The sequence below is a fragment of the Brevibacterium luteolum genome (genome assembly GCF_013004595.1).
In the GTDB taxonomy this organism is placed as follows: Bacteria; Actinomycetota; Actinomycetes; order Actinomycetales; family Brevibacteriaceae; genus Brevibacterium; species Brevibacterium luteolum.
In genome coordinates, this window is the sequence record NZ_JABEMC010000004.1 from 80,093 (window position 1) to 96,767 (window position 16,675).

At 67.2% G+C, this 16,675-nt stretch carries 15 protein-coding genes; 5 read left to right on the forward strand and 10 right to left on the reverse strand.

The features are described 5' to 3' along the window. Positions 1-6 precede the first annotated feature (6 nt). The 3 genes from HLA91_RS07840 to hrcA form a co-directional block, all read right to left on the reverse strand. Complete coding sequence (locus HLA91_RS07840) at positions 7-774, reverse strand: 16S rRNA (uracil(1498)-N(3))-methyltransferase (protein ID WP_170274228.1); 768 nt, start codon at positions 772-774, stop codon at positions 7-9. Next, positions 771-1,889, reverse strand: coding sequence for a molecular chaperone DnaJ (gene dnaJ / locus HLA91_RS07845; RefSeq protein WP_102160365.1), 1,119 nt, complete (start codon positions 1,887-1,889; stop codon positions 771-773). Before dnaJ ends, HLA91_RS07840 begins: the two co-directional genes overlap by 4 nt. A 63-nt stretch (positions 1,890-1,952) precedes the next feature. After that, the gene (hrcA, locus tag HLA91_RS07850; protein ID WP_170274229.1) at positions 1,953-2,963 is read right to left on the reverse strand and encodes a heat-inducible transcriptional repressor HrcA; all 1,011 of its coding nucleotides are present in this window, start codon (positions 2,961-2,963) and stop codon (positions 1,953-1,955) included. Positions 2,964-3,116: 153 nt separating this feature from the next. On the opposite strand from hrcA, the gene HLA91_RS07855 reads away from it, so the two are divergent. Both HLA91_RS07855 and HLA91_RS07860 read left to right on the forward strand, forming a co-directional pair. Continuing rightward, positions 3,117-3,995, forward strand: a complete 879-nt coding sequence (locus HLA91_RS07855) for a DUF3097 domain-containing protein (RefSeq protein WP_259798027.1) — start codon at positions 3,117-3,119, stop codon at positions 3,993-3,995. Between the two features lie 137 nt (positions 3,996-4,132). Further along, complete coding sequence (locus HLA91_RS07860; RefSeq protein WP_170274231.1) at positions 4,133-4,771, forward strand: DUF4870 domain-containing protein; 639 nt, start codon at positions 4,133-4,135, stop codon at positions 4,769-4,771. 48 nt (positions 4,772-4,819) lie between these two features. On the opposite strand, the gene hemW is transcribed toward HLA91_RS07860, so the two are convergent. Next, positions 4,820-6,049: a radical SAM family heme chaperone HemW gene (hemW, locus tag HLA91_RS07865; RefSeq protein ID WP_170274232.1), complete on the reverse strand. Its 1,230-nt coding sequence runs from the start codon at positions 6,047-6,049 to the stop codon at positions 4,820-4,822. A 1-nt stretch (position 6,050) separates the two neighbouring features. After that, on the reverse strand, positions 6,051-7,913 hold the full coding sequence (lepA, locus tag HLA91_RS07870) for a translation elongation factor 4 (protein ID WP_102160371.1): 1,863 nt from the start codon (positions 7,911-7,913) through the stop codon (positions 6,051-6,053). A 108-nt stretch (positions 7,914-8,021) separates the two neighbouring features. Between lepA and HLA91_RS07875 the strand changes: the two genes are divergently transcribed. The 3 genes from HLA91_RS07875 (at position 8,022) to rpsT (ending at position 10,022) form a co-directional block, all read left to right on the forward strand. Further along, positions 8,022-8,816: an endonuclease/exonuclease/phosphatase family protein gene (locus HLA91_RS07875; RefSeq protein WP_102160373.1), complete on the forward strand. Its 795-nt coding sequence runs from the start codon at positions 8,022-8,024 to the stop codon at positions 8,814-8,816. A 50-nt stretch (positions 8,817-8,866) separates the two neighbouring features. Next, a complete protein-coding gene (locus HLA91_RS07880) occupies positions 8,867-9,589 on the forward strand; it encodes a type II toxin-antitoxin system PemK/MazF family toxin (protein WP_102160374.1) in 723 nt (240 codons plus the stop codon). A gap of 172 nt (positions 9,590-9,761) precedes the next feature. Beyond that, the gene (gene rpsT / locus HLA91_RS07885; protein WP_102160376.1) at positions 9,762-10,022 is read left to right on the forward strand and encodes a 30S ribosomal protein S20; all 261 of its coding nucleotides are present in this window, start codon (positions 9,762-9,764) and stop codon (positions 10,020-10,022) included. Positions 10,023-10,124: 102 nt separating this feature from the next. On the opposite strand, the gene holA is transcribed toward rpsT, so the two are convergent. From holA to HLA91_RS07910, 5 genes are all read right to left on the reverse strand, one after another. Continuing rightward, complete coding sequence (holA, locus tag HLA91_RS07890) at positions 10,125-11,114, reverse strand: DNA polymerase III subunit delta (protein ID WP_102160378.1); 990 nt, start codon at positions 11,112-11,114, stop codon at positions 10,125-10,127. A 4-nt stretch (positions 11,115-11,118) separates the two neighbouring features. Further along, positions 11,119-13,332, reverse strand: coding sequence for a ComEC/Rec2 family competence protein (locus HLA91_RS07895; RefSeq protein ID WP_180964677.1), 2,214 nt, complete (start codon positions 13,330-13,332; stop codon positions 11,119-11,121). A 71-nt stretch (positions 13,333-13,403) separates the two neighbouring features. Next, the gene (locus tag HLA91_RS07900; protein WP_102160383.1) at positions 13,404-14,297 is read right to left on the reverse strand and encodes a ComEA family DNA-binding protein; all 894 of its coding nucleotides are present in this window, start codon (positions 14,295-14,297) and stop codon (positions 13,404-13,406) included. A 102-nt stretch (positions 14,298-14,399) separates the two neighbouring features. After that, a complete protein-coding gene (locus HLA91_RS07905; RefSeq protein WP_170274234.1) occupies positions 14,400-15,302 on the reverse strand; it encodes a DegV family protein in 903 nt (300 codons plus the stop codon). Then, positions 15,299-16,609, reverse strand: a complete 1,311-nt coding sequence (locus HLA91_RS07910) for a UDP-glucose dehydrogenase family protein (RefSeq protein ID WP_102160386.1) — start codon at positions 16,607-16,609, stop codon at positions 15,299-15,301. Before HLA91_RS07910 ends, HLA91_RS07905 begins: the two co-directional genes overlap by 4 nt. Between the last annotated feature and the right edge of the window lie 66 nt (positions 16,610-16,675).

The window sequence follows — 16,675 nt, forward strand, 5'->3', positions numbered from 1 at the left end:
CTGGGCTCACCAGCGGCTGAGGGCGGCCTGGCACAGTCCGAGGGCGACCGGCCCGGCTGTCGAGGCGCGCAGCACGCTGGCACCGAGCAGGGCTGTCTGCGCACCGGCCGCGGTGAGTGCGGCGATCTCAGCCTCGGAGATCCCGCCTTCGGGACCGACGACGAGCACGAGCCGCTCGATGCCGCCCGGTGCGGCCGTCAGGCTGTCGGCCAGCTCGCGCAGCTGTGCGGTGAGCGGCTGGCTGGCGGTCTCGTGCAGCACGAAGACCGCATCGGCATCCGTGAACGTGTCAGCCAGTCCGGTGCCGCGGGCGAGTTCGCTGATGGCAGGCACGAACGCGCGGCGGGACTGTTCGGCGGCCGCCACCGAGGTGTGGCGCCACTTGGCGATCGACTTGCCGGCTTTGGCTGCCGGCCACTTGACGATCGAGCGCTGCGCCTCCCATGGGACGACGGCGTCGACGCCGACCTCGACGGCCGCTTCGACGGCGGCGAGGTCGCGGCCGGACTTCGCCAGGGCCTGCACGAGCACGAGCTGCGGGTTGGCCAGTGGATCGACCTGGACGGCCGTGACGGCGATGCGCAGGTCATTGCGTTCAGCGGTCGTGATAGTGCCGGTGATGCGCAGGCCGGCGCCGTCGCTGAGCTGCAGCTCCTCGCCCGCCTGCATCCGGCGGACGGTGACGACGTGATGAGCCACCGCCGCAGGTGCGATGACCTCACCGTGCTCGCCGGGGTGGGTGATGTCCGGGTCGATGAAGACCGGCAGGGTCATCGCCCGGCGAACCTCTCGCGGAACCGGCGGAAGGCGCTGCGCTCATCGGCCTTGCCGACGGTGGCCTCCGGCTGGGTCTCATCGCGCAGCCGGGCGAGCTCTTCGAGCAGCTCGGTCTGCTTGGCGTCGAGCTTCTTCGGGGTGGCGACGTTGATCGTGACGATGAGGTCGCCGCGGCTCTGGTGGCGCAGCCGCTTGGCACCGAGGCCGGCGAGCTTCTGGGTTGTGCCCGACTGGGTGCCGGCGGGGATCTCGATGTCCTGGGCACCGTCGAAGGTGTCGAGCTTGACCGTCGCGCCGAGGGCGGCGGCGGTCATCGGCACCTCGATGGTGCAGCGCAGGTTGTCGCCGTCGCGTTCGAAGGAGGCGTGCTCTGCGACGGTGACCTCGATGAACAGGTCTCCGGGAGGCCCCCCGCCGGGTCCGACCTCGCCGCGGCCGGCGAGCTGGATGCGGGTGCCGGTCGACACGCCGGCTGGGATCCGGAAGCTCAGGGTGCGTTCGACGCGCACGCGTCCGTCGCCGTGGCAGGAGGTGCACGGGTCGGTGATGCGGGTGCCGTAGCCGCCGCAGTTGTTGCAGGTCTGGTTGGTGACCATCTGCCCGAGCAGGGTGCGGGTCATCTGCTGGACCGAGCCGGTGCCGTGGCACAGTGAGCAGGTCTCGACCGAGGTGCCGGGCCGGGTGCCGTCTCCCTGGCAGGTCTCGCACACCTCGGCGGTGGCGATGTCGATCTCCTCGGTGCCGCCGAAGGCTGCGGTCTCCAAGTCGATCTCGATGCCGATGAGCGCATCCTTGCCGCGGCGCTTGCGCGAGGCCGGCTGCTGGGGCGATCCGCCCATGCCGCCGCCGAAGAACGTCTCGAACAGGTCGGAGAACCCGCCGAAGTTCGCTCCGCCGAAGCCCTGGCCGTATTCCGAGCCGCCCATGTCGTAGTTGCGGCGCTTCTCCGGGTCTGAGAGCACCTCGTAGGCGACCGCGACCTGCTTGAACTCGTCTTCCCGGCCGGGGTTGACGTCGGGGTGGAGTTCGCGCGCCAGCTTGCGGTAGGCCTTCTTGATGTCCGCCGTCGAGGCGTCCTTCGGCACGCCGAGGGTTTCATAGTGGTTGGTCACGTTCGTCCTTTGATCGATGAGGCGATTCGCGGATCGGTTGTCTGTTGCGGGCGTGTGGGCCGGTCAGTCGTTGAGAATGACCGAGACGTACTTCGCCACAGCTCGCACTGCGGCCATCGTCGTCGGATAGTCCATGCGGGTCGGGCCGAGCACCGCCAGGCTGGCCGCAGAATCCTGCGCCCCGTAGCTGGTGGCCACGACCGAGGTCGAGGAGAAGGACTCGACGGTGTTCTCGCTGCCGATGCGCACGCTGACCTCGTCGGTCTCGGCTGCGATCGAGGTGAGCAGCTTGAGCAGCACGACCTGCTCCTCGAAGGCTTCGAGGAGTGGGCCGATGTGGGCGCCGAGCTCGCGGGCGGAGCGGGCGAGGTTGGCGGTGCCGGCCATGACGAGGCGGTCCTGGCGGCCGACCTGGCTGAGGTCGGCCAGGGCGGTGGCCACGGCGTGGGCGGCTCGCTGGTGCTCTGGTGGCACCTCGATGCGCTCACAGGCCTGCTTGACGGCGTCCATCGGCACGTTGTGCACGGCGGCGCTGATGCGGTCGCGGAGGCTGGCGACCTCCTCGTCGGTCAGTTCGCTGCCGGCGTCGATGAGGCGCTGTTCGACCTGCCCGGCGTCGCTGATGAGCACGACGAGCAGGCGGTGGCCGGCGATCGAGACGAGTTCGATGTGGCGCACCTTCGTCTGCCGGGCGATCGGGTACTGCACGACGGCGACCTGCTGGGTCAGTCCGGCCAGCAGCCGGACGGTGCGCTCGAGCATCTCGTCGATGTCGAGTGGCTCTTCGAGGATCCGGGCGATCGCCCGCTTCTCGGCTGCCGAGAGCGGCTTGACCTCGTCGATGCGATCGACGAAGCGCCGGTAGCCCTTGTCGGTGGGCACGCGCCCTGCCGAGGTGTGGGGCTGGGCGATGAGCCCTTCGCTTTCGAGCGCGGACATGTCGTTGCGGATGGTCGCTGAGGACACGCCGAGCTGGTGGCGTTCGACGAGCGCCTTCGAGCCGACCGGCTCGTTCGTGGCGACGTAGTCTTCGACGATGGCGCGCAGCACGCGCGTCCGGCGGTCATCGTTCACGTGGCCTCGACCTCCTCCTCACTCGTGTCCGGCCCGCATGCCCGCACGCACGCGGGCTGGCACTCAGTCAATGCGAGTGCCAATCAAGTGTACGCCTCGCCGATGGTCTGCCCAAACAGGGCCACACCGGGTGGGCGCAATTACCCTTGTCGTGTGACTTTCTACGATCCCTACGGAGCCGATGTGCTCGCCGGCTCCTCCCCGCGCGCCCACCGCCGTCCCCGCTCAGCTGAGGTGCCCGCCCAGCGCGGCCTCGTCGTCGAGGACGTCGAGACCGGGTATGTCGGGGCGATCACCGGGGTGGAGAAGACCTCTGCCGGCTGGGTCATGCGCTTGGAGGACCGCCACGGCCGCACCCGCCTCGCGCCCTTGGGACCGGGATACTGGGTCGACGGCAAACCGGTGACGATCACCCGCCCGCAGGCCAGCCGCCCGGCTGCCCCGGCGCGCACCGCCTCGGGATCGGTGGCCAGGACCGACCAGCGGGCACGGGTGGCCCGCGGCTCGCGCATCTGGGTGGAGGGCAAGCACGACGCTGAGCTGGTGGAGAAGATCTGGGGTGACGACCTGCGCGGCGAGGGCGTCGTCGTCGAACCGCTCGGCGGCCTCGACGTGCTGGCTGACAAGCTCGCCGAGTTCGGACCCGACCGGAAGCATCGCGTCGGGGTGCTCGCCGATCACCTCGTGGCCGGCACCAAGGAATCCCGCATCGCCGAGGCGGTGCTCGCCGATGAGCGCTTCGCCGGGGTCGTGCACATCATCGGCCACCCCTATATCGACATCTGGCAGGCGGTGAAGCCGGCCGTCGTCGGGATTCCGGTGTGGCCGCAGGTCCCGCGCGGGGAGGACTTCAAGGTCGGCACGCTGCGCCGGCTTGGCTGGCCGGCCCGCGATCAGCGCGATATCGCTCTGGGCTGGCAGCGGATTCTGCGCTCGGTGAGGACGATCGCCGATGTCGAGCCGACGCTGTCGGGCCGGGTCGAGGAGCTCATCGACTTCGTCACCGTCGACCACCTCTACGGGCAGGTGTGAGCGGCCACGGCACCTGTGTCAGCCTGTTGCCGCATCCACGCGCCATTCCGATGTGCCAAGACTGCATCATCGCGCCGTGACGGCACGAGCGCACCTCGACTACCGTAGAGCGCAGAACACTCTCTGAAAGGACAGCCATGAGCTCCGAATACAATCCCCAGGGCGGCTACGGCTCGCAGCCGGCCGGCCAGCCCGGCTACGGCTCGCAGCCCGGCGGCCATCCTGGTCCCGGTTCCCAGCCCGGCGGCTACCAGCAGCCTGGCGGCTACAGCGGACAGCCGGGCGCCTATGGTCAGCCGGGTCCTCAGCAGCAGCGCCCGACGGCCCCGAACGGCCAGCCGATCGGCGGTTCGACTCTGGCCGGTGTGCCGCTGAAAGGCCCTCACCCGGAAGGCGCGTACCAGCAGGGGTCGGCAGGCTACTGGCACGCCGATCCTGACGAACGGCAGATGGCGATGTGGAACGGCGTCGGCATCCTGCTGCTCGGCTGGCTCATGCCGCTCATCATCTTCGTCATCTACAAGGACCGCAGCGCTTTCGTCCGCGAGCACTCGCGGCAGATGCTCAACACCAACATCTCCTACTCGCTGTACTTGATCGGTCTCGCCGTCGTCTTCGGCATCATCACGATCGTGACGCTGGGCTTCGGGGCGATCGTCTTCGTGCTGTATTTCGTCCCGGTGATCGCGCTGTACATCTTCGCGATCATATCTGCCGTGCGCGGCAACAACGGTGAGGGCTACCGTGCGCCGCTCACCATCGACATGGTCAAGTGATCAGTACGAGCTCATGATTCTGTGAGGCCGGTCTCGTTGGGGCCGGCCTCACAGCGTTTCGGTGATGCGGCGGACCATGAGATCACATAGCAGGCGGCCCTTGAGCGTCGGGCTGAAGATCCCGCGTTCGTAGGCGCTGGGCTCCAGCAGCCCGGCGCGTGCGAACTCGGCAGCCTCCGCCTGGCCGGCAGCCGGCAGGCTGTCGATCGGCAGGCCCTCGCGCAGCCGGGCGGTGAGCATGATCCGCTCCAGTTCCTGCACCTCGTCATCGAGGATCTCCCGGCCGATGACCGGGCTATGCCCGGCGCGCAGCCGGTCGGCCCAGGCACGCGGATGCTTGGCATTCCACATCCGCACCCCGCCGAGGTGGGAGTGGGCTCCGGGTCCGAATCCCCACCAGTCGTCGCCGTGCCAGTAGGCGAGGTTGTGCCGGCAGCGGGTGTCTGGACCGGTTGAGTAGTTGCTCACCTCGTACCACTGGTAGCCGGCGGCACCGAGCAGCTGGTCGGCGAGTTCGTACTTGTCAGCGGCATCGTCGTCAGAGGGCATCGGCAGCTGCCCGCGCCGTATCTGGCCAGCCATCTTCGTGCCGTCTTCGATGATGAGCGAGTAGGCCGAGACGTGATCAGGTGCGCAGGCGATCGCCTGTTCGAGGGAGACGTGCCAGTCATCGAGGCTCTCCCCCGGTGTGCCGTAGATGAGGTCGAGGCTGACCTGCAGGCCGGCTTCTTTCGCCCATTCGACGACCTGCGGGATCCGCGCGGCGTCGTGCGTGCGGTCCAAGGTGGCCAGCACCTCGGGAACGGCCGACTGCATGCCAAGAGACACCCGCGTGAATCCAGCCGCTGCCAGAGTCGCAAGGTAGTCCGGGCTCAGCGTGTCAGGGTTCGCCTCGGTCGTGATCTCCGCATCAGCGGCGAACCGGAAGCGCTCCTGCACGTCTGTCAGCACCCCGGCCAGCACGTCTGCTGGCAGCAGGGTCGGGGTGCCGCCGCCGAAGAAGACCGTGGAGACCTCCCGGTCGGGAAAGCCCGCTCGGTCCATAGATGCCCGGACGAAGTCGAGCTCAGCGGCGAGCATCGGGCGGTAGTCGCTGCGCGAGGCGCCGGGTCCGAGCTCGTCGGCGGTGTAGGTGTTGAAGTCGCAGTACCCGCAGCGCACCCGGCAGTACGGGACGTGGATATAGAGGCTCAGGCCGCGCTCGGCGGCACCGACGACTGCGCTGGCCGGCAGGCTGCCGTCCAGCGGTGCCGGTTCGCCCGCAGGCTGGGCGGGCATATCAGTTCTTCTTCGCCCCGTCGCCGTCGGAGGACAGTGCGGCGATGAAGGCATCCTGGGGCACCTCGACGGTGCCGACCATCTTCATGCGCTTCTTGCCTTCCTTCTGCTTCTCCAGCAGCTTGCGCTTACGGCTGATGTCACCGCCGTAGCACTTGGAGAGCACGTCCTTGCGGATCGCCCGGATCGTCTCACGGGCGATGATCCGCGAACCGATCGCGGCCTGGACGGGCACCTCGAACTGCTGGCGCGGGATGAGCTCCTTGAGCTTCGAGGCCATCTTCACGCCGTAGCTGTACGCCTCATCGCGGTGGACGATCGCCGAGAACGCATCGACGGTGTCGCCGTGCAGCAGGATGTCGACCTTGACGAGGTTGGCGGCCTGCTGGCCGTCGGGCTCGTAGTCGAGAGATGCATAGCCCTTGGTGCGGGACTTGAGCTGGTCGAAGAAGTCGAAGACGATCTCGCCGAGGGGGATCCGGTAGCGCAGCTCGACGCGATCCTCGGACAGGTAGTCCATGCCGTTCATCTGCCCGCGCTTGGCCTGGCACAGCTCCATGACCGGGCCGACGAAGTCGCTGGGGGTCAGCACGGTGGCGCGCACCATCGGCTCGTGCACTTCGGCGATCTTGCCCTCGGGGTACTCCGAGGGATTCGTCACGGTGTGTTCGGAACCGTCTTCCATCCGCACCTCGTAGACGACCGACGGGGCGGTCGAGATGAGGTCGAGGTCGAATTCGCGTTCGAGGCGCTCGCGCACGATCTCCAGGTGCAGCAGGCCGAGGAACCCGCAGCGGAACCCGAAGCCGAGTGCCGCGGAGGTCTCCGGTTCATAGGTGAGTGCGGCGTCGTTGAGCTTGAGCTTGTCGAGTGCCTCACGCAGATCCGGGTACTGGGATCCGTCGATCGGGAACAGCCCGGAGAACACCATCGGCTTGGGATCCTGGTAGCCGGCCAGCGGCTCGGTTGCGGCATTGTGGGCGGTGGTGACGGTGTCGCCGACGCGGGACTGCCGGACATCCTTGACGCCGGTGATGAGGTAGCCGACCTCGCCTGCCCGCAGGCCCTTCGACGGGTGCGGCTCCGGTGACGATACGCCGATCTCCAGGAGCTCGTGGGTGGCGTGGGTGGAGATCATCTCGATCTTGTCGCGCGGGCGCAGGCTGCCGTCGACGACGCGGACGTAGGTGACGACTCCGCGGTAGGTGTCGTAGACGGAGTCGAAGATCATCGCTCGGGCTGGGCCGTCCGGGTCGCCTTCCGGGGCGGGGATGTCGGTGATGATGCGGTCGAGGACCTCTTCGACGCCCTCGCCGGTCTTGCCGGAGACGAGCAGGCAGTCCTCGGGTTCGCAGCCGATGAGCCCGGCGAGCTCGTCGGCGTACTTGTCCGGCTGGGCGGCCGGCAGGTCGATCTTGTTGAGCACCGGGATGATCGTGAGGTCGTTTTCCATCGCCAGGTACAGGTTCGCCAGGGTCTGGGCTTCGATGCCCTGGGCGGCGTCGACAAGCAGCAGTGCGCCTTCGCAGGCGGCCAGCGAGCGGGACACCTCGTAGGTGAAGTCGACGTGGCCCGGCGTGTCGATCATGTTGAGGGCGTAGGGTGCGCCGTCGACCTCCCACGGCATGCGCACGGCCTGGGATTTGATGGTGATGCCGCGTTCGCGTTCGATGTCCATCCGGTCGAGGTACTGGGCGCGCATATCGCGCGGCTGCACTACCCCGGTGATCTGGAGCATCCGGTCGGCCAGTGTCGATTTGCCGTGATCGATGTGGGCGATGATGCAGAAGTTGCGGATGAGCTCCTGCGGGGTCGCCGCTACCTGGATGCGTGCTGCGGCGTCATCACTGACCTGTGGTGCCATGAACGTCGACGTCCCTTTCGTATACGAGCGAACCTCTATTGTTCCATGACCGTGCGCCTGGCACCGAACTGGCATCAGGCGGTGGTGGCCGGTTCGTAGAATGAGGCCATGCTTCTCCGTCCACGCGATGCTGACCAGCTTTCCGTCATGTCCTTCAACCTGCGCTATCCGGCCCTCGACGGGCAGCCGTGGCGCAGGCGACTGCCGCAGGCGGCAGCGGTCATCCGGCAGGAACGCCCGCACCTCATCGGCACCCAGGAGGGGATGCTGCGCCAGCTCACCGGGCTCATCGATGCGCTGCCGGATCACTACCAGTGGCTCGGTGAGGGTCGCGAAGGCGGGGATGCCGGCGAGTTCACCGCAGTAATCTACGATTCGCGCCGCCTGGAGATCACCCACCAGGAGGTGTCATGGCTGTCCGAGCGTCCGCATGTGCCAGGTTCGAAGTCATGGGGTGCTCGTTATCCGCGCACGATGACCGTCGTGGATGCCGTCGACACCCGCACGCGCGCTCCGCTGCGGTTCATCAACGTGCACCTCGACCATCGGTCCGATCACGCCCAGGTCAACTCCGCAGCCCTCATCCTGGAGAAGATTCGGGAAGCGGGAACCGAATCGGTGCTCATCGGTGACTTCAACGCCTATAAGGACCGGGCCGTCTACCGCACGCTCATGGATTCCGGGCTGCTGACCGATGCGGTGGTCTCCTGCCCGTCGGAGACGTGCGAGATCAATACGTTCCACGGCTACCGAGGCCCGCGCCGCGACGGGCAGCACATGGACTGGATCCTGCACACGGCAGGTCTGCGCACCTGCGCAACCGGCGTCAACATCTTTGGCCGCGGTGTGCAGTACCCCTCCGATCATTTTCCGCTTCAGGCGCTGATCGAGCACTGCGGGTGAAGTGCTGCAGCCCGCCTGTCGATGAGACACGAGTTCGCTAGGCTGTGAGCATGGATTTCAAGGGACTCGCCCGCCGGGCCGTCAACCGCGGAGTGCGCGGCGGCGTCGGCTTCGTCAGCCGCAAACTGGCCGATCCGCGCACGCGCCAGGCGATCGGTGACGTCATCGGCGGTAAGGAACCGGCCACCGTGCTGCGGGAGTACCGCGATTCAGGCCGAGCCGAACGCACTGAGCGAGCCCGCCGGGAACGCGAGCAGGCGCCTCGGGAGCGGAAGACGAAGGGTGCTGACCCGCGCAGCGAGTACGCTCCTGCCACGAAAGCAGGCCGACAGCGTCCCAAGCAGAGCTTCCCGCGACGGCCCTCCGGCGGGTACCCCGGTGACTACACCGGCCCGATCCGCCCGATCTACACCCCGGATCTCGACGGGGAAGCCGATCCGGGTGAGATCGTGTGGGCGTGGGTGCCCTATGAGGAGGACCATTCCAAGGGCAAGGACCGTCCGGTGCTCATCATCGGCCGGGAGGGCCGGTGGCTGCTCGGGCTCATGCTCACAAGCAAGGACAACATCCCCGGTTCGGTCGGCGAGGTCCATGTGACCGAGCACGCCCGCTACATCAACATCGGCACCGGTGATTGGGACGTGGAGCACCGGCCCTCGGAGATCCGTCTCGACCGGATCGTGCGGATCGAAGACGGTGCGGTGCGCCGGGAGGGCGCGATCATGCCGATGGGGCTGTTCTCCCGCGTCGTCGACGAAGTGCGAAACGCCTAGTGCTCGTGTAGAATCGGTCGCTGTATGTTCACCGTTGGTGTGTGTCTCACCAGTGGTCGGGTGAATGTACACTCGCGGCTCTGGCAGTCTCTGTGTTTCCCCGCAGTGCTGTGGCGAGCAGTGAGTAGCCCTCACGACCATGAACAGTGACGAACACGAAAGAGTGTTGGATTTGGCAAACATCAAGTCTCAGATCAAGCGGAACCTGACGAACGAGAAGGCTCGCCAGCGCAACCGCATTGTGCGCACCGAGGTGAAGACCGCTGTGCGCGCCGTGCGCGAGCAGGTCGAGGCCGGCAACGCTGAAGAAGCGCAGGCCGCCTTCCAGAAGGCTTCCCGCAAGCTGGACAAGGCTGTGTCGAAGGGTGTGCTGCACCGTAACAACGCGGCCAACCGCAAGTCGAAGCTTGCCAAGAAGGTCAACGCGCTCTGATGCGCTGACCGCACTGGCTGAGGGCCGGGGATCCGATTCGGATCCCTGGCCCTCATTCGTGTGCCCAGGCGTCGGCTGCTCCCCTGCCGGAGTCTGCCCGGTTCAGCGCACCTTCGACTGCTGGCAGATGAAGGTCACGAGCCGCTCGAGCGCGTAGACCGGATCACGGCCACCGCCCTTGACGGCATAGTCTGCTTCAGCGACTTCGATGAGGACGCGTCCGAGTGCGACGTCGTTCCAGGAGCGCATTTCGCGCCTGGCCCGATCGACCTGCCAGGGGGCCATCTTCAGCTCAGACGCCAGCTGCTGCGGGCTGCCGGAGATCCCTTCGACACGAGCCATGTTGCGCACCTTCATCGCGATCGCTGCGACCAGCGGAACCGGGTCTGTGCCGGTGGCCAGGGCGTGGCGCAGCAGGGTGAGCGCTTCGGATGTCCGGCCTGAGACGGCGGCATCGGCGACTTTGAACCCGGTCGCTTCGACTCGGCCCCCGTAGTAGGCGTCAACCGTCTGCTCGGTGATCGGCCCTTCAGTATCGGCCAGCAGCTGTTCGATGCCGGCATTGAGTTCGGAGAGGTCGGCTCCGAGTGCGTCCATGAGCGCGGCGAGCGCACCGGAGGAGATCTCGCGTTTGGCAGCGGCGAACTGCTGTTGGGCGAACGCCTGCTTGTCGCTGTCGCTCTTGAGCGCCTGCGCATCGACGCGCGGATAACCGGCCTTCTCGATGGCTGTCAGCAGCTTTGAACCGCGGTTGCCTCCGGAGTGCTTGAGCACGAGAACGGCGTCTTCGTTGACCTTTTTGACGTAGTCGAGGGCATCGGCGAGAAAGGCGTCGTTCATCTGCGCGACGCCGTCGACGATGACGAGCTTGCGTTCGGAGAACAGGCTGGCACCGGCCACGAGGTCGAGGGAACCGGGTTCGTATCCGGCTGCATCGAGGTAGGAGGTCTCCAGATCCGCGGACTTCTGGCAGGCGGCGACGATACGATCCTGGGCCTTGCGGATGAGCACTGCCTCAGGCCCGGAGATCACCACGACCGGGGCGGGTTTGGCCCGGTTGTACGGGATGAGGGTCTTCTTCTTCGCTGCCACGCCTCTACCCTAGTACGAAGCCCGGACAGCCTGAGCTGACCTGTCTGTGTGCGTCGATGACGATCGAACCGCATTCGTCGGTGCGCAGCACCGGACTGGTGCCGAAGGCTGCCAGTGCGCGCGTCGTCGGGTGGCCATACCGGTTGTCGGCTCCGACGGAGACCACGCCGAGCTTGGCTCCGGCAGCCTGGAAGTACGCCTCATCCAGGTCGGCGGAACCGTGATGGGGTGCGGCAAGCACGTCGGCTGGCTGCGTCACGGTGGCCAGCCGGCGCTGCTCTTGTGCGCCGATGTCGCCCGGGACGATGACGCTGAATGTGCTGGTCTGTACGTGCACGACAACAGAGCGGCTGTTCTCATCACCGTGCGCGGGTCCGGCGATCGCTGGCGGCCAGAGGATCGTCCAGTGCACGGAGCCGAACTGAAATCGCTGTCCAGCGCTGACCGGAGTGCGCTGGGCCTCCGGGAAAGCGTGGGTGATTCCCTTCAGGCCCGGATCGTGTTCCGTTCCGGCCGGGAAATACACGGACGCGACATCCCGGCCGAAGCCGGTGCCTGCATAGCCCGCGAAGTGATCGGCATCGAAATGGGAGATCAGCAGGTGCACACGCTGGTCACCAGTCTGGTCAAGGCAGATGTCGATGCGATCTTCGTCCTCACCGGCATCGATGACGAGCACGTCGTCGCCGGGCAGGCTGATGAGGGTGGCACTGCCCTGACCGACGTCGCAGAACATCGCGGCCCAGCCGGAGGCGACTGGAATCCGGATACCGGGAACCAGGAGCCCGGCTGCCAGCGCAGCGGCGAGCAGGCCAGCGCCAATCCGGTGGAGGATGCGGTATTCGAGCACGATCAGACAGAGTCCTGCCAGGACGACGCAGCTGAGGCCGATCCCGAGCAGTCCAGCGGGCCACGGCAGCTCTGAGGCTGGCAGGTTGGCGAAGACCCGCGCCAGACGGGCGATCCACCAGGCGCTCCAGTTCGCTGGAGCGACGATGATGCTGCCGAGCCAGGTGCCGCCCGGCAGCAGACTGCAGACGAGCACCATCATGCCGAGCAGCGTGGCGGGTGCGACTGCCGGTGCGGCGAGCGCATTGGCCAGCACCGACCAGGCAGAGATGGTGCCATCAATTCCCAGCAGCACCGGGGTGACACCTGCTTGGGCGCTCAACGGCACTGAGAGCGCTGTTGCCACGACCCGTGGCAGTCCCCAGGATTCGAGGCGGTCGCTCAGCGGCTGGCCGAGGATGATGAGGGCGGCTGTGGCGCTGACGGAGAGGTGGAATCCCACTGAGCCTGACAATCCCGGCTGGTAGACCAGCACGCCGATGATGCCGGCAGCCAGCAGCGCCAGGCTTGCCGTCCGGGTTCCGCGCAGCATTGCCAGTGCTCCGACCATGCCCATGGCTGCAGCGCGTGTCACTGAGGGTTCAGGTCCGACGATGAAGACATAGCCTGCGGTGACGGCCACGGCGAGGATGATGCGCACCACCCGTACCCGCACCACAAAACCGGCCACCCAGAGAACTGCCAACGAGACGATCGTGATGTTGGCACCGGAGACCGCGGTGACATGGCTGAGTGAGACGGTGCGCATCTCCTCGGTCAGGTCATCGCCGACTTGTGAGACGTCGCCGACGACGAGGCCGGGCAGCAACCGAGCTCCGTCGTGCGCGGTTCCAGACGTGTCGGCGAGGAAGCTGCGCATGTGGGCACGCATCTGCCATACGGGTCCTGGCTGTTTGCGGATCTCCGGCCTTCCGCGGATGAAGGCGATGGTCTGGGAGCCGCTGGTCTCAAGCTCTGCCCGCGTAGTCGTCTGGGTGCCTGCGGCTGGCAGCGGAGTGGGACTGAGTGCCGTGGCAGGTCCGAACTGGGTGCGGATCTCTGTGCGATAGCTGCCGGAGTCGGTTGCGTGGGATTCTGCCGCAATGAGCGCTGGGCCGCTGTACAGGGTCGTCTCCGTCGGCTGCGCGAGGCGTGCGGCCCCGATGAGAGCGCAGACCGCCCCGGCGAGCAGTGCGGTGCTCAGCAGCCAACCGGTCAGCTGGGACTGTCCTCTGCCGGTGATGCGCTGACCCATGAGAGCTGCGGCGCTGACGCAGGCGAGACCTAAGCCGATTGTCGCGGTGAGGTCGGCAGGCAGCACACCGGATGCTGCCAGCCACCCGACGGCTGCTGCACTGAGCAGGCGGTGCAGGCCGGCACCATGCAGCACCCATGCTCGGATGTGAGCTCCCGTCCTCGAGAGCAGAGGGCGGTTTCGGCTGCGGCGCTGATGCCCGGTGCTCATCCGACTGTGATGTGCTCGCGCAGCCGCGCCAGTGTGGCATCGCCGATGCCGTGAACGAGCACGAGGTCCTCGACTGACCCGAAGGGCCCGTTCTCCTCGCGATGGGTGATGATGGCCTGGGCGGTGGCTGGGCCGACTCCGGGCAGCGTCTCCAGCTCTGCTGCCTCAGCGTGGTTGATGTTCACTTTTGTGTTCGCCTGCGAACCGGCTTGCCCTGTCCCCGGCCCCGTGCTGGTTGCCTGGCCTGCTCCTTGGTCCCCAGCTTCGTGGCCCTGCCCGGTTGGCAGGCTGCTGCGGTCAGGCACGATGATCTGCTCGCCGTCCTCGACAAGGCGGGCGAGATTCACACCTTCGGGCTGAGCGTCTGAGCTCAGACCGCCCGCAGCCTCGATCGCGTCGACGACCCGGGCTCCTCCCTGGAGCCTCACGACCCCAGGTTCGGCGACGGCGCCGACGACATGGGCGGTGACCTCCTCGGCATCGGCACTCACCTGCACCGGTGCATCAGCAGAGCTGCCCTGCCCAGCACCGGCAGGGCTCTGCGGTTGCGCTGTCTGTGGGTCAGCGGCTGCGCTGGCTTCAGGTGGGTCAGGATTGCGCAGCAGGACGAACCCTGCGATTCCCAACACGGTGATGACAACAATGGCAAGAACAATCCAGCGGCGTGGAATCGGCCGGTTGCCGGGCAGCAGCGCCAGGATCTCAGCATCGTTGGCTGCGTCCTCGTCGAACTCCTCCTCAGCCTGGGTGGCGGTGTCTGGTGGAGGGCTCAGGGGCCAACGGTGGTGGTGCGGGCGGTCCCGGGCAGCGTGGCTGGCGCTGGGTGCCCAGCCGTGCTGTTTGGACCGGGTGAGCATGTCGGCCAGCCGGTCGTCCGGTGATGGAGCCATACGCGCACGGTAAGCGGGAGCCTGCTTTTGCAAGCCGGATGTGTAGCAGGGTGTGGACGCCGCGTGGCATCCACACCACCGGGTGCGCTGGCGAGTGCTGTTCTAGGGAGTGGTCTGGACGACCAGTCCGGTGCTGCCCGGTCCGACGTGGGCGGTCACGACCGTGGAGAGCACTGCCTGGCGGAACTGCGTGCCGTCCGGCAGGTCGGCGTCCCGCACGGCAGCCGCGAGACGGTGGGCAGTGTTTGAGGCTTCGTCGAAGGTAGCCTCGGCGTGGAGCAGGACCACTTCCTGTCCGCGCTCGGGGTAGAGTTCGCTGAATTCGTAGGCTGATTCGGTCACGAGGTTGATGACGCGATCAACGGCCCGTACCCGGGTGCGTACGCGGGCCAGCGGTGTCACCGTTCCGTCACGCAGGCCCAGCACCGGTGTGATCGACAGGGCTCGGCCGACCAGTGATGATGCGGCTCCGATCCGGCCGCCGCGGCGCAGGTATTCCAATGAGTCGGGCATGAAGAAGGTGCGCGTCTCAGCGAGGCACCAGTCGGTGACTTCGCCTGCCAGGCTCTCAACAGGAACCTCACGCTGGGCACCAGCGACAGCGAGGGCCACCGCACCGGCCATACCGGCCGACGTCAGCTGGGTGTCGACGACGTGCACCGGCACAGGCGCCTCACCTGCGGCCTGCTGTGCGGAGGCGTGCGTGCCCGACAGTTGGGCTGACATCGTCAGCACGAGCACTGCCTCGGCACCGGCTTCGGCCATCTCGGAGATCGCGGTGCTGAATTGCTCGGGGCTGGCCAGCGACGTCGTGACTGCCAGTCCTGATGCCATCCCGGCGCACACCTCGGTGGCAGTCCACTCGTTATCCGCCCGCGAGTCATCCCCAACGGTGACGCTGAGGTCGACGATCGCGAACAGGCCGCCGAGGCGTTCGGAGTACGCCTCAGCGGTGTCCGCGTCGATGTTCGCGGTGGAGTCGCAGATGACCGCCAGAGCTGTCACGGCCGGCCCAGTGCCCGATACGTCCAGCCGGCTGCGCGCCAGGCAACGGGGTCGAGGACGTTGCGGCCGTCGACGATCGCCTGCTGCTTGACGAGCTTGGCGCTCTCAACCGGGTCGAGGCTGCGGTATTCCTGCCACTCGGTCAGCAGCAGCACCGCATCGGCGCCGGTGAGCGCGGTCTCCAAGTCGGTTTCGTATTCGAGGTCAGGGAACATCGCCCGGGCATTGTCGACCGCCTGCGGGTCGGCGACCGTCACGACGGCGCCCTGCAGAGCGATGAGGCCTGCGACAGCCAGTGCCGGGGAGTCGCGGACGTCGTCGGAGTTCGGCTTGAAAGCTGCGCCGAGGATCGTGATGCGCTTGCCGATGAAGGAGCCGTCGACGACCTCGCGGGCAAGGTCGACCATGCGCACGCGGCGGCGCATATTGATCGAGTCGATCTCGCGCAGGAACGCAACGGCCTGGTCGGCGCCGAGTTCACCGGCGCGGGCCATGAAGGCACGGATGTCCTTGGGCAGGCAGCCACCGCCGAAGCCGAGGCCGGCGTTGAGGAACTTGCGTCCGATCCGGTCGTCCATGCCGATCGCATCGGCGAGCTGGGTGACATCAGCTCCGGCAGCCTCGCAGAGCTCGGCCATGGCGTTGATGAAGGAGATCTTCGTGGCCAGGAAGGAGTTCGCGGCGGTCTTGACGAGCTCGGCGGTCGCGTAGTCCATCACCAGACGCGGGGTGCCGGAGTCGACGATCGAGGCGTAGACGTCGTCGAGGATCTCGGTGGCACGTTCACCGGCCTCTCCGTCGGGTACGCCGTAGATCAGCCGGTCGGGTGCCACGGTGTCCTCGACCGCGTGGCCTTCGCGCAGGAACTCCGGATTCCATGCCAGGGCGGCACCGGTGGCCGTGACCTGTTCGGCCAGCCGGGCGGCAGTGCCGACCGGGACGGTGGACTTGCCGACGACGAGGTCGGTGTCGCTCAGGTGCGGCAGCAGGGCTTCGACGGCGGCGTCGACATAGGTCATGTCGGCTGCGAATTCGCTCTTGCGCTGCGGGGTGCCGACGCAGATGAAGTGCACATCAGCGCTGGCCGCCTCGGCGATGTCGGTGGTGAAGGCGAGATTGTCACTGGTCTGCGCCCGGTCGAGCAGGTCTTCCAGACCTGGTTCGAAGAAGGGTGCTTCGGCCCGGCGTAGGGAGTCGATCTTGCGTTCGTCGACGTCGATGCCGACGACGTCGTGGCCCAGCGATGCCATGGCCGCGGCGTGAACGGCTCCCAGATATCCACAGCCGATCACCGAGATCTTCGCCATCGTGTTGTGTTCCTCACTGCTTGTCGCATCACCGGTCAGTGAGCTGGCAGGGTGGCCGCCGTGAGT